The organism is Alkalibacterium indicireducens, assembly GCF_039522005.1.
Taxonomy (GTDB): Bacteria; Bacillota; Bacilli; order Lactobacillales; family Carnobacteriaceae_A; genus Alkalibacterium; species Alkalibacterium indicireducens.
In genome coordinates this window covers 1-12,543 of sequence record NZ_BAAADA010000052.1, presented here as the reverse complement: position 1 = coordinate 12,543, position 12,543 = coordinate 1, and the positions used below count along the sequence as shown (strand labels likewise).

Sequence of the window (12,543 nt, the reverse complement as noted above, 5' to 3'; positions counted from 1 at the left end):
GTTCTTGTGAAGACAACATTCTCAACACTCCTTCATTTTCGTAACGCTTACATACATTATACTAAAAACCCCCTATTCTATCTATTGAAATCATAGGTAGAATAGGGGTTTTTCAGCAGTCTCCTACATTGGCCTGGTCTTTAGGAACATCTATAAATAGTATTGGGAAAAATCATCATATAGTTCAAGAGGTAAGTCATCCTCAATATATCGTAGATGCTTTTAATGAATTATGGAATAGTTTAGACGATGAGAGGTGTCTATTATGGAAGAGCAATTAAAGAAAAATGATGATATTAATAATGTTTTTGAGATGATAAAAAAAGCTGAAATTAACATTAGTGTACCGCCAGAAGCTTCTGAAAGTGATAGGGGTTTATATAATCTTTTAATCGAAGGTACTGAAGAAAATGATTTAAGGAAAATTTATCGTTTTGTATATAGTGTGGAGATGGGGTGCGGCTTTTTCTCAAGCGAAACTAACAAGCTTAGGAGTGCATATGAAGAAGCTTTAGAAGAAGATAAGGACATTGTTGTTAGAATCCTAAATGAAAAAACAAAAGTAATAGATATTGTATGTAGCTGCCATGTGATTGCAAAAGAGTATAAGATGCAAATTTTAGAATCACACCAATTGACTAACGCTCTGATTATCTATGAATTAATCAGGCAGTTAATGAATCAAATCACAATTGAGGAGATTAGGAACTCTTTTAACTATAAAAATATAATTAGCAAAGCAGTTATAAAGCTAGCTGACTTAGATGATCAATTATTTAAAATGTTCATACAAACATATGAATATAAGGAACAAATCTACTATATTATGAGCAAAGTTCTAGGTGGATTGCCAACTAAAAGTAGAAAGATTTATGTTGATACTATAAGATTAAATTCTAAAGATAACAACTTATATACCTACGTAAGAATTTTGCTGGATACAATTGAAGCAGATAAATTCGATTCAATTATCTCTGATATTGAAGATACAATAAATATGAGGTGGGACGGATACCTTAAAACCTTATTATCAAGTAAAGAGTTCATTCCAGGAATTTTGATTAACTCGTATGCAGATTTAATATTAAATTGTTTATGCAAAAAATATCAAGATACAAACCTATTTATAGATGATTTGGTTAACGTGGTTACTGAATTTAATAAAGCGATAAATAAATGGTATAATAAAGAATCAGAATTCAGTTCTATGTATTTCATTTATGCCACTAAGTTATTATTTCTTAAGAAAGTTCAAGAGGTTAATAGAATATCATTGTCTAAGAATAACGATGTATACGATAAGCTAAATAATTTGTTTGAAAATAATCGTATGATTCACTATAAACATTTAAACGGTGAGGATCTATATACATGTTTCATGGATACAAACTAAAAAGAAGCTAGCTCTTATAAAGGAGGCCTGCTCAGGGATGGAGAAGATAAAAAGTCAGATAAAGAATATCATATATACTACTGGTTTCCTTTTTAGGCCAATTACCCCAGTGGCATTTAGTTTTACTTTTTTACTGATAAGCTCTGCACTACTAATATTCATCATATTTAACTTAGATGAAAGTACAAAAGCATATCAAGTACTTTTAGCCATATTAACAGGTATTACAGCCTCCCTTCTGATTGCAATAATGATGGAGTTATACAACAACTATCGTTTCAATGTTAAGCGTCAGAGAGAATTAAGAAAATTCTTTACTACTGTTGCCAGCTATGAGATTAATATAGATTCAATTATAAAGTCGAATACTAAGTATGCTTCTGGATTAGGAAGTGGAAGAGCATGTGCTGTATTCTGCCACCTCAATAAAATAATTCCTAGCCTAAGAGAAGTGCTTAATAAAAGAGAGTATCTCTATCAAGCAGAAATTGAAGAGATAGATAATATTTTATGTGAGTACAATGATGTTATTAAAATTATATGGACAGGCTTACTTACCACTTTTATGGGATTAGTAGCTGATGAAGCTGAGAATGGGTTTGAACCTCAAGAAGAACAGAAAGAGCCACAATCGGCCAAGGAATCCTATGATGAATCTGAATCTATTGAAAGTACTAAGTTAAACATCGAATCACTTAATGACTACCCCTCTCTCTTAGAGTTTCTTGAAAAAGAGGCAATGCGGTATGATAAAAAGGATAAGGACACAACTTTTTATGATGAAGCTCCAGAATATTTGGAATATCTCATAGAAAAAGCAATTTTTTTAGATCGTAATGTGTTTGAGGGATATTTTGAGGTAACTGATACCAGGTACGAGTTAGTCAAGGGCAAAACAAAAGATCCAGAGAATGAACCGGCGGATTACAATAACAAATATGAGTTCCAATCTGATATGATCAGTTTGGCTTGTAGAAACATTGACAAGTCGATGACAAAGATTCAAAGAAGAGTTAAAAAGGAGCCATACTTTTGTGTAATTGCAAGCTACAAGGAAAGAAACAGATAGCACTCTGGCCTTTAATATAGTGAAAATTTGCAAGCGGGGATAAGAGATATGTCAAAAAAGAAAAAAGAAGAAAAGATAGCAGTAGTGATTGATGGGATGGATATATGTAGAATTGTTCCTTTCAAGCCTGTCGATGGGAAATATGAAATGAAAATTGATTTTTTATCAAATGAGTTTGATACTAAATGTTATAGACTGTTTTCACATAGGCCTATCCACTGGGGAGTAGATAACTCAAAACAATCAGAAATCACTTATCATAAGGGCGAGAATCATAAGCCTTTGACTATACACATAAAGAATAAAGAAAAAATAGAAGGTGTGCCTACCTATACAAATTTGCCGCTAAAAAGAATTCAAGCGCCTAGTGTTAATCAGTTGTTTCCAATCCCTTTATTGAAGCTTGAAATTCCATCAAAGGCTTCTCAAAAGAAATATAAGCCTAAGAGTTACCATAAAATGATACAACCGGAGGACTGTAATGTTGTAGAAATCTATATGGCACACAAAGACTTTGATATGGATAGTTTTGCCAATAAATTACCAGGAATGCATCTAGCTTTTTTAACATTATCATTTGAAATATTTGCTACTAATACTGTTGTAACCGATTATCATAAATCGATGAATATAATACCCGAAGATGGGGCAAAGTCTATTATGACCGGATTCGATATATTAAGCGATATGAAAATTTTTGCGATACATTTTAAAGATAAACATATAGATGAAAGATTATCTAAGATTAATGTTACATTTATTGAAAATGAATTATCTGAAGCCATTTTTGGGATGTTAAAAATAGCATATCCAAAACCTTCAATTGATGGAACATACCAACATTTATATCTTGGAGGCGCATCTTTAAATGATGTTAACCAACCTGTAGGGCCTCTTTCTAGACCATCTATTGGAAATTATAATGTTATGAAAGATTCATTAAATAGGAGTAAGCTGAGTAATGAAGAAAAAGAAAAACTATATTGGCATGCGTTAAAACTTAGAATCAAATTGAGAGATGCCTTAATCGAGCATGAGAAACACCACAGTGAGTTAAGGGATATGCTGGAGAAAAGAATTTCAGAATTTATTAATGCTATAAATAGAGTAAAAGTCAGAATTAGAGAGTTAAACTTATCAGAAGATGAAAAAGAATGGTTTGATTCATACCCCAATAATAAAAGTTTTTATATATCTCTAATGATTGGTAAATATTTAGGTATGGACGAATGTATCATGTATGGGAGGTATATTTTAGACAAAAAGAATAAAAAGGAAGTTTTTTATGCTTGGCTCTTGTATCATGATTTGTTTGATATTGATGTCGCCTATACATCCCTATCGAAATATACAACATTAGAATTAGAAAATATTATTATTGTTCCACCGGAGCAGCACCCTTTATTATCCGAGTACGGAAGTATGCGTCATACCATTTCAGATAAAGGCTATACAAGGGGAGAGTTAAGACAGGGAGTTTATAATATAGAAAAAATGAACAGCTATTTCAATGCAAATGAACGGTTATTACTTCGTGTTTATGATGTAGTGTTAGACGCTATTGAAAATAAAAATAAAGGTAGGTGAACTAAAATGAAATCATATATAATCAAAATAGAACTAGAGGAATCCAATCCTTTAATTTGGAGAAGAGTCATCATGCCTGCAGGGGCCACCTATAAAAGGCTACATGATGTTATCCAGAATGTGACTAATTTTCAAAGTGGGTATCCCAGCTCAGGTTATCATTTATATGAATTTGACTTAACCAAAGAAAACAGGATTGTTACAGACGATGAAGAGTCATATCTTCAGCATCAACATTATAAGAAGAATAAGAAGTATTTTGAGGATCGACTTAAAACCATGGATCCGGAATTACTTCAGTTTGAAGTGCCATACCAGGAAAGGTTAAAGACAGAGGTTAGAAAGCCAAGTACACTAAAGATTGATGATTATTTGGAGCAGCACAAAGAAATAAGATATAACTATGACTTTGGAGATGATTGGTGGTTTACAATTAGACTTGAAGAAATCGTTGATGATTACTACTTCGGATACCCAACTCTACTTGATGGAGCCGAGACAGCGCCGCCAGAAGATGTCGGAGGAATCCACGGGTTCTATGAGTTTTTAGAGGCTTATCGTAACCCAAAACATCTTGAGCATGAAGACATGAAGGCTTGGGCTGAAGGTTTGTATTTCAGAGAATACGACCCTGACAGGATTAATCAAAGGCTTAAGGGGCTTGATTATAAAAAGACAGAGTGGGATAAAATTAATCATGAGAACTACAGAGTGATTGAGGATAAGTATAGAAAAATATATAAAGATACATGATGAGAAAATAGAAATGGGGGACTGCCCAATGAAATATTCAGAAATAGAAGTAAAGAAGCTGCTTAAAACCAAAGATTTAAGCCTTGAAGACCAAGTAAAAGTAAACATCCTAAACTTTATAAGGACAATCCATCTCAATAAGCAGGACTTTATAGAATCATCATTCGGGTCAAAGTTCTTTGGAGAACTTCCCATGACCTTTCAGAAAAATCCTGGTCAAGTGATGGGTATAATTACAGCTACGGTTAATGGAGAGGTAAGGAAGTACGTATTTAATGATCAAGGATATGAGGAGCTAGGGGATTTGTTAAAGTTGGTTGAATGATATAAGGTAAATGTACTTAAGTGGTAAACAAAGTATCTTAATAAAAATAAAAAATTATGTATGCGAATACCTAAAAAAGGATTGACCTTGTGTAAAGGTGTATGATATAATTTTCCATAAAGAGGCGGTCTATTTTTTTACCTAAAATTAACTAGGTATACACATACCTAAAAGGAGATGATAAACTTGTTAGATACTAAGAAATATGAAGAAATAATATATCAGTGCTTTGATGTATTAAGAGGAACTTACACAAGCGAACAATCATTTTATATTTTGGTAGGGACTTCAGCATATGCTTGGATAAGTTTAAGTAAACAATATCCAGAAGTAAGAAATATAAAGCAAATAAATGGTTATAATCAGGCGCTTATTCTACAAGAGGAAATAAATCGATTTGAAAATCAATATACTGAGTTCAAAGACATCCTTACAGGATTACTAGATCGAAGTCTAGTATATGACAATAAATCTATCAATGAAAAACTCCGAGAAATATTCAGTATATATGAAAAGTTTGAAACCATAAAAGAAGTTACTGCTTTTATTGAACGGCTAGTGGAAGTCGGAAGTTCTAAATGTGGCATAGATATAACTCCTGCTAGCATAAGAAAATTAATTACAATGATAGCTGATTTTAGAGAAGTAAGAAGTCTTGCTAATTTTTGTTCGGGATATTCTGAAATAGCTTTAGATATCTTTAGAAATATTAGAGAAAATCAATTAAACACAGCACCATTTTATTATGCTGAAGAAATAAACGGATCTAGTTATTTGATATCTAAACTTTTAATGATTATTAGTGGACATGCTGACTTAGAATTAGTCAACAAGGATGTCTTAGATGATAATGGTCCAGAAATTAAATTTGACCTAGGTATTGTTGACATTCCTCAAGTGACATACACTGATTCAGATTACCGGCATATGTATGATAGAAGGCTTAGATATGGACAACCATCGCATACAAGTGCTGATTGGGCATTTTGCCAGATTTTAATAGATAGCTTAAATGAGAATGGCATCGGTATAGCAATTGGGACAAAGGGGACTTTAGTTCGAAGCAATGAAATGCAAATTAGAAGGGCAATCGTGGAAGACGACTTAGTTGAAAGTGTTATTACATTACCAGCAAACTTATATGAAAAAACGACCATAGGTAGAGAAGTTATTATTTTTAATAAAAATAAATCAAGAGACAGAAAATATAAAGTTTTATTCATTGATGCTAGTAGAGAAGGATACAGATTGAATAGAAATCAACACGACATCACTGTAGAAGGTTTATATCAAGTAGTGGATTGCTTTAAGAATGGTACTGAAGTTGAAGGTTTTAGCAAAATCATCGATATAGAAAAAATAGAAGAGTACCGTTTCACTTTGAACCCAAAAGAATACTTAGATGTAGATGTTCTGAAAAACCAATTTGAAGAATCCATTACGTTAAAAGAAGTAGCTCAAGTAACTAGAGGTGTTCAATTAATAAGGCAAGACTTTGAGTCACTAAAAAACGGCGACTACTACTATATTAATGTGAAAGATGTGAACAATGGAAGAATTGAATTTGATCCATCTACAATGATAACAAATAAGAAAGAAGACTGGTTTGGGAAATATGACATAAAACCAGATGATATTATTTTAACATCGAAAGGATCGACAGTAAAATTAGCTATCGTAGGGGATGATTTTAAGCCAGCTTTTATAAGTGGAAATTTATCAAGAATACGTGTTAATCCTAAAAAATTCAACGCTTATGTCCTTTTTGAATTTCTTCAAAGTGAAGTTGGGGGAAAAATGCTGGAAGGGTTACAAACCGGAACAACTATTAAATTGCTTAACACTCAGCAATTAGAGAGGCTTCAAATACCCTTATACGATATTGAATTTATGAACGAGATAGGAGAGAGAATTAAAAGTAATCTTGTAAATTATGAAAGACGGCTTAAAGAGTTGAATGAGGGGTTTAAAAGTAATAGAGAAATGTTTTTATCGGAGTTGAAGTTTTAATGAATAGGGATAAATACTCATTAAATACTGTGGGCGAAAATTGATAAAAATTTGACCTAGACAGAACATATGTTCGTGTATATAATATAGATAAGCCTTTTCGCCACAGAGTATTCTGAAAAAGGAGGCTAAACGATGCAGAGAGAGATAAAAATGCAGGACGGACAACCATCTACCATAAGGTTAAGGGGGGTGAAGCCTATGGGAGAATTAAAGAAGTTAAATACCCAGCAGTTCCATAAAACAAAATTACTTCTATCCATCTACCGCACAGTAGTGTGGAGGATAGAGAGTGCCATATATGAGGTTCAAGAGACAGCTCAGGAGTACGGAAGTGATAGAATCTCTGAACTGGTAGATTTTTTAAGTTTAGAGCTAGATGAATATGACCTTACAAAAGATAAAAAGGCCATTGAAGAAAGGCTCATGTGTATAGCAGAGACCAAGCAGATGATTGAAATCGTGGATAAGGCACTAAAGCATCTTAAGACCCACCCAAAGAACGGCCAGATCTATCATGATATCATCACCTACTGCTATATAGATGAAGGAGTGATGAGCGATGATGTGATTAGCAGAAAGCTAAATTTAACCCAATCAACTTATTATCGCTACAAGAAAAAAGCCACAGAATTAATGGGTATAGCCCTTTGGGGTTACATCATCCCACCTCTAAAGGAATATTGGGACAAGCTTCAACATTAGGTAATATGCCTATTTGATCGGTATGGGTGAGAGGAAATTGACAGTAAAATGACAGTGGATTGACAGTAAAATGACAGTAGATTGACAGTAAAATGAAAGTGAAATGATAGGAGATTGACAGTCTTTTGACATTGTTTTGACAGTTAGGACCTACTATAATGAGTATAGTGGGAAGTGTTTGCAAAAAATGAATATGTTGGTAAATAGCCGCTTTGGTTAGAACTCGAATTTGAGATTTAACTAAAGCGGCTATTTTTATGCCATCAGAGGGTTTTCTGCCCTCCGGCCCTAGAGGTCCTAGTACGTGATATGCGTATTAGGGCCTTTTTTTGCGCCCTTTTTTAAGCATGCACTTCCTCCAAATATTCTAAAGGAGGAACAGACATGTTCAAAACATTTAAAACGAAAGAAGGCATTACTACTATTGAGATTTCAGAAGAAGGTAAGGTGACCTATGCAGTTGGCAAAAAGAAAACCACCTTTGACCTTAGTGATTGCGATTCATTTACCTATGAATTTGAAGCCATGGATGAAAGGGTTGTGATTACTACAGACATGATAGCTAGAAATGAAGCTAAGGATACCGGCTTTTCAAATGAAGATACAGACGAGGTTGAGCCTTGGCTATGGCTTGTTATCAGTAAAGGCGAAGAAAGACTGCAGTACAACAATGATCACGCTGAGACGAGAAGACATTACAGCTACTCAGACCAAAACGATAAATTTGACACTCTTATGGCAGATGAAGATCTCTTTGAAACGGTGTTTGAAAAACTTGAGAAAGAAGAGCTTATAGAAGCAATTAAAGCATTGGCACCTCAGCAACAGGAACTGGTGAAGGATATTTATTTTAGGGGCCTTTCTATGGCTGATGTTGCTAGAACTAAAGGTGTTCACAAGTCATCTGTTACAAAGCAAATGAATCGACTTATAGATCAGTTAAAAAAGAAATTAAAAAATTTTTAATTTAGGGGGGCAACTTTTTGCTCTCCCGTGGCCTATATATAGAGACCTTTTTAAGGAAGCTAAAATCTCAAAAGGAAAGGCAGGTGAAAAAGATGACTAGACAAGCTGGAAAATCAAATCAAAACTCAAATGAAAAGCAAAATGGTAGCCCAAATCAAAACCCAAATGGGAAAACCATGCATCATGTGGAGATTGGCATTAAGAAGCCAAGTAAGAGCCAGGTTCTTGCGGCTAGAAAAATGACACTAAAAGATCGGTTCTTAAATGCAATCTTTGGAGATGGACACAAAATGGTAGTCCTTGTTCCAGGGGAGAGTGTTGGAACCATATCGATTACAGAAATGGAAGTCCATGAACTTCATCAAGAATAAAAAACGAAAGGAGCAAAAAAGTGAAAACAAAACCAATATATATCTTTACCTCTGAGTCGGTTACAGAGGGCCATCCTGATAAGATGTGTGATCAAATAGCGGATGGGATTATGGATGAACTTCTAAGAGAAGACCCAAATGCTAGAACCGCTATAGAAGTTACAGCTGCTAATGGATTCATTCATGTCTTTGGTGAGGTTAGAAAAGGGCACGGTGCCTGTCACTAAGTTAATAAGTTGTTAAATATTCTGAAAACTTTACCAATCCAAGACAGTGGAATCTGATTCTATTGTCCTTTTCTGTTTTCTTAACATAACAATGAGGCAGTGAATTATTTAATCTATCCAAGAAAAGAGATTCAAATGTAAGCGTCAAAGAATTTCCGCCTAGTTACCCATTAAAAGCTTTGCTAAAATAACAGATAATAAATAAACCAGAGGTGATCTGTTATGAGTAGTGAAGCAACAACAAACTGGGAAGAAGTTTTAAATAAACTCTCTTCATATAAAGGAACCATAAAATCCTTCTGTAAAGAAAACAATATTAGTGCTCATCAGCTATACTATCGTAGGAAAAGAGCAAAGAAGAACGATACCCCTACCTTTCATGCTGTTAGCATGAAAGGTAAAGCTGTTGACACCCCTATCCCATCCATGCCCTCTAAGGATTCTTTACCTAAGACGATAGAGATAGAAATAGGTAAAGCAAAAATATCCATACCAAGTTATGACCAGGTAACCCTAACGAATATTATCAAGGCTATTATCACATCATGCTAAATATAGATAGAATAGATACTGTGTTCTTAGCGTGTGGCATAACAGATCTGAGAAAAAATATTGATGGATTAAGCACAATAGTACAAACCCAGTTTAACTTGGACCCCTTCGAGAAGGCATTATTTGTCTTTTGCAATAGGCAAATGGATAAAATTAAGATACTCCATTTTGACGAAGGTTTTTGGTTATATTACCATCGATTAGAGAGGAATAAGTTCAAATGGCCTATGTCAAAAGAGGAAGCATTAAAGGTTTCAGTAGAAGAACTTAGGTGGCTTTTGAAGGGTTATGAAGTAAGAACTATATCAAAATTCAAGCCCGTAACAGAAAGAAATTACTATTAAAAATGTACCGTAAAAACCCCTTGAAACCTTAATTTTTCAGGGGTTTTGTGGTATAATTGTATTAGAAAATAGCATAGGGTGATAATTCAAATGACAATAATAAATGCACAAAATCAACTGGATGATCAAACAAAAGAATTAATATTGAAGATGGAAAAAGACCTTGAAGTAAAGGATCAAGAAATAGCTGATTTAAAAAATCAGTTAGCTTACCTACAGGGTCAAATTCTGAACAAGAACAGAAAAATATTTGGTTCATCTAGCGAACAATCAAGCCTTATGCAGCTAAATTTTTTTGATGAAGCTGAAAAGTATAGTAACCCGAAAGCCACTGAACCTACTATAGAAGAGGTTACTTATACAAGGAAAAAACCCTCTAAAAACATTGGCAAAAAAGACAACTTAGCTAATGTAGAAAGAGTTGTAGTTGAGCATAAGCTAAATGAAAATCAACAGACCTGCAATGATTGTTCAAATGATTTAGTAGTTATATGCTCAAAGTCCAAAGAGCTTGTCAAATATATACCCGCAAAGCTATACATTGAAGAACATAGAACCTATAGTTATGCTTGCAAAGCATGCGAAGTGGATAATGACAAAGCCAATATAACATCCACAAAAGCTCCTAAAACCTTACTTCATAAAAGTATGGCATCAAACGAGCTTATTAGTCATATGATAAATTTGAAATATCAGCACTCTATGCCTTTATATAGACAAGAGTCCTACTTCAAAATGATGGGTGCCAACCTTTCTAGGCAAACACTTGCCAACTGGATCATTAACGCTGCCAATGAATTAGAACCAATCTATCAGCTTATGAAAGAGGAACTCCTAAAAAGACAATATATCCAGGCTGATGAAACGGTTCTAAAGGTCTTGGATGATAAAGGGAAGGATTCTAATAAGCAAAAGTATATGTGGCTTTACAAGTCTCCTGATAAAGATAACCCCATCGTCCTTTATGACTACCAAAAGACAAGATCTGGTTCTTGTCCTAGGAATTTTCTAAGTGGCTTTTCGGGATATCTCCAAACAGACGCGTACGCTGGATATAATAAAGTTGAGAATGTTAAAAAACTTTATTGCCTAGCCCACATAAGAAGAAAGTTTCACGAAATAATAGTAAATCTAGACCCAGAGGCCCTAAAAACTTCAAGAGCTCTAATAGGGTTTAATTATTGTGCCCAGCTCTATAAAATTGAAAAAGAACTAAGCGAAAATTACAGCGATAAACCCGACTACTATGAAGAGCGCTATAAAACTCGGCTTAAGTATTCTAAGCCAGTAGTTGAAGAATTTGCATCATTCGTAGATAAAGAACTAGAAAATGCTGTTCCCAAAAGTGCCCTAGGTAAAGCCTTAGCCTATACCAAGCCATTACTTCCGAGTTTTCAAACTTTCCTGGAAGATGGGGCTTTAGAAATAGATAATAACTCAGCAGAGCGCTCAATTAAGACTTTTGTAATTGGCCGCAAAAATTGGCTCTTTTCAAGCTCCACTAAAGGTGCAGAGTCAAGCGCTTTAATCTACAGCATTATTGAAACCGCTAAAAATAACAATCTAGTTGTTGAAAAATACTTACTTTACCTAATGAATCACTTCCCAAATGTTGAGCCAGAAGACAAAGATAGCTTACTAAAGCTACTACCTTTTTCAAAGGATCTACCTGAACACTTGAAAATTACAACTAAATAACTAATATTTGAATCCAGTAGAGCTCGACTAGACCTAACTTCTACTGGGTTTATTGTATCAACCAACTAACTTACTTTCCATGCGTCCATTCTTTGACGCTTACATTCAAATTAATTGACTAAATCATTTGATTATTGATCATAGGAGCAAAAAAAATTAAGATTTTCCTACAAAAAGTTGACATGGTCGTTCATTAATAAAAGTGGACCGTGCCAGCGTATAATGGCAAATAAGTCAAGAGTAAATTTTTCGCAAAAAAGGCCGACTTAAAATAGCAACCTTCAACCATTTTTTTTGAAAGGTTCAACTATCACAGAGTATATAATGGGGCTCTTCTAGAACGTGAAAGGACCTTGATTTCCTATCCCTCAGTGATACCACCTAGTGAATATAAACTTATATTTTCACGTATAATACCTTTTAAGTTAAAAGCAATAAAGAAGGATAAAGGATCGTTGCCAGCCACTATATTGCTATGTGTAAAATAGTTGTCGGAAAGTAAAATAGTAGGGCAAGAAATTAAAGTAGACAAAAAGAAAGAAG

The 12,543-nt window shown here is 34.0% G+C and carries 13 protein-coding genes and 1 pseudogene; 13 read left to right on the top strand and 1 reads right to left on the bottom strand.

The window, feature by feature from the left end:
- Positions 1–265 precede the first annotated feature (265 nt).
- The 13 genes and pseudogenes from ABFX15_RS03810 to tnpC all read left to right on the top strand — a co-directional run bounded on the left by ABFX15_RS03810 (position 266) and on the right by tnpC (position 12,000).
- The gene (locus ABFX15_RS03810) at positions 266–1,393 is read left to right on the top strand and encodes a hypothetical protein (protein WP_346024176.1); all 1,128 of its coding nucleotides are present in this window, start codon (positions 266–268) and stop codon (positions 1,391–1,393) included.
- A 37-nt stretch (positions 1,394–1,430) separates the two neighbouring features.
- Positions 1,431–2,462, top strand: coding sequence for a hypothetical protein (locus ABFX15_RS03805; protein WP_346024175.1), 1,032 nt, complete (start codon positions 1,431–1,433; stop codon positions 2,460–2,462).
- A gap of 48 nt (positions 2,463–2,510) precedes the next feature.
- A complete protein-coding gene (locus ABFX15_RS03800) occupies positions 2,511–4,049 on the top strand; it encodes a hypothetical protein (protein WP_346024174.1) in 1,539 nt (512 codons plus the stop codon).
- 6 nt (positions 4,050–4,055) lie between these two features.
- Positions 4,056–4,802: a plasmid pRiA4b ORF-3 family protein gene (locus ABFX15_RS03795; protein WP_346024173.1), complete on the top strand. Its 747-nt coding sequence runs from the start codon at positions 4,056–4,058 to the stop codon at positions 4,800–4,802.
- Positions 4,765–5,127, top strand: coding sequence for a hypothetical protein (locus ABFX15_RS03790; RefSeq protein WP_346024172.1), 363 nt, complete (start codon positions 4,765–4,767; stop codon positions 5,125–5,127). The genes ABFX15_RS03795 and ABFX15_RS03790 overlap by 38 nt, the downstream gene beginning before the upstream one ends.
- A 186-nt stretch (positions 5,128–5,313) precedes the next feature.
- Positions 5,314–7,137, top strand: a complete 1,824-nt coding sequence (locus ABFX15_RS03785; protein WP_346024171.1) for an N-6 DNA methylase — start codon at positions 5,314–5,316, stop codon at positions 7,135–7,137.
- A gap of 135 nt (positions 7,138–7,272) precedes the next feature.
- Positions 7,273–7,842, top strand: a complete 570-nt coding sequence (locus ABFX15_RS03780) for an ArpU family phage packaging/lysis transcriptional regulator (RefSeq protein WP_346024170.1) — start codon at positions 7,273–7,275, stop codon at positions 7,840–7,842.
- A 384-nt stretch (positions 7,843–8,226) separates the two neighbouring features.
- Positions 8,227–8,808, top strand: coding sequence for a sigma-70 RNA polymerase sigma factor region 4 domain-containing protein (locus ABFX15_RS03775; RefSeq protein ID WP_346024169.1), 582 nt, complete (start codon positions 8,227–8,229; stop codon positions 8,806–8,808).
- Positions 8,809–8,900: 92 nt separating this feature from the next.
- The gene (locus tag ABFX15_RS03770) at positions 8,901–9,179 is read left to right on the top strand and encodes a hypothetical protein (RefSeq protein ID WP_346024168.1); all 279 of its coding nucleotides are present in this window, start codon (positions 8,901–8,903) and stop codon (positions 9,177–9,179) included.
- 35 nt (positions 9,180–9,214) lie between these two features.
- Positions 9,215–9,379, top strand: a pseudogene (locus ABFX15_RS03765) (S-adenosylmethionine synthetase N-terminal domain-containing protein); the annotation flags it as partial.
- A gap of 249 nt (positions 9,380–9,628) precedes the next feature.
- Positions 9,629–9,958: an IS66 family insertion sequence element accessory protein TnpA gene (gene tnpA, locus ABFX15_RS03760; RefSeq protein ID WP_346024167.1), complete on the top strand. Its 330-nt coding sequence runs from the start codon at positions 9,629–9,631 to the stop codon at positions 9,956–9,958.
- The gene (tnpB, locus tag ABFX15_RS12145; RefSeq protein WP_428830595.1) at positions 9,952–10,302 is read left to right on the top strand and encodes an IS66 family insertion sequence element accessory protein TnpB; all 351 of its coding nucleotides are present in this window, start codon (positions 9,952–9,954) and stop codon (positions 10,300–10,302) included. The genes tnpA and tnpB overlap by 7 nt, the downstream gene beginning before the upstream one ends.
- Positions 10,303–10,392: 90 nt before the next feature.
- Positions 10,393–12,000 carry an IS66 family transposase gene (gene tnpC / locus ABFX15_RS03755; RefSeq protein WP_346024166.1) on the top strand — a complete coding sequence of 536 codons (1,608 nt, stop codon included), beginning with the start codon at positions 10,393–10,395 and terminating at the stop codon, positions 11,998–12,000.
- Between the two features lie 361 nt (positions 12,001–12,361).
- Here tnpC and ABFX15_RS03750 read toward each other — a convergent pair.
- Positions 12,362–12,543: hypothetical protein (locus ABFX15_RS03750; protein WP_346024165.1), on the bottom strand; the 182-nt coding region annotated here is incomplete at its 5' end.

Coding starts and splice junctions, on each gene's coding strand:
- ABFX15_RS03810 (WP_346024176.1), top strand. CDS start 266: ATGGAAGAGCAATTAAAGAAAAATGATGATATTAATAATGTTTTTGAG.
- ABFX15_RS03805 (WP_346024175.1), top strand. CDS start 1,431: ATGGAGAAGATAAAAAGTCAGATAAAGAATATCATATATACTACTGGT.
- ABFX15_RS03800 (WP_346024174.1), top strand. CDS start 2,511: ATGTCAAAAAAGAAAAAAGAAGAAAAGATAGCAGTAGTGATTGATGGG.
- ABFX15_RS03795 (WP_346024173.1), top strand. CDS start 4,056: ATGAAATCATATATAATCAAAATAGAACTAGAGGAATCCAATCCTTTA.
- ABFX15_RS03780 (WP_346024170.1), top strand. CDS start 7,273: ATGCAGAGAGAGATAAAAATGCAGGACGGACAACCATCTACCATAAGG.
- ABFX15_RS03775 (WP_346024169.1), top strand. CDS start 8,227: ATGTTCAAAACATTTAAAACGAAAGAAGGCATTACTACTATTGAGATT.
- ABFX15_RS03770 (WP_346024168.1), top strand. CDS start 8,901: ATGACTAGACAAGCTGGAAAATCAAATCAAAACTCAAATGAAAAGCAA.
- tnpA (WP_346024167.1), top strand. CDS start 9,629: ATGAGTAGTGAAGCAACAACAAACTGGGAAGAAGTTTTAAATAAACTC.
- tnpB (WP_428830595.1), top strand. CDS start 9,952: ATGCTAAATATAGATAGAATAGATACTGTGTTCTTAGCGTGTGGCATA.
- tnpC (WP_346024166.1), top strand. CDS start 10,393: ATGACAATAATAAATGCACAAAATCAACTGGATGATCAAACAAAAGAA.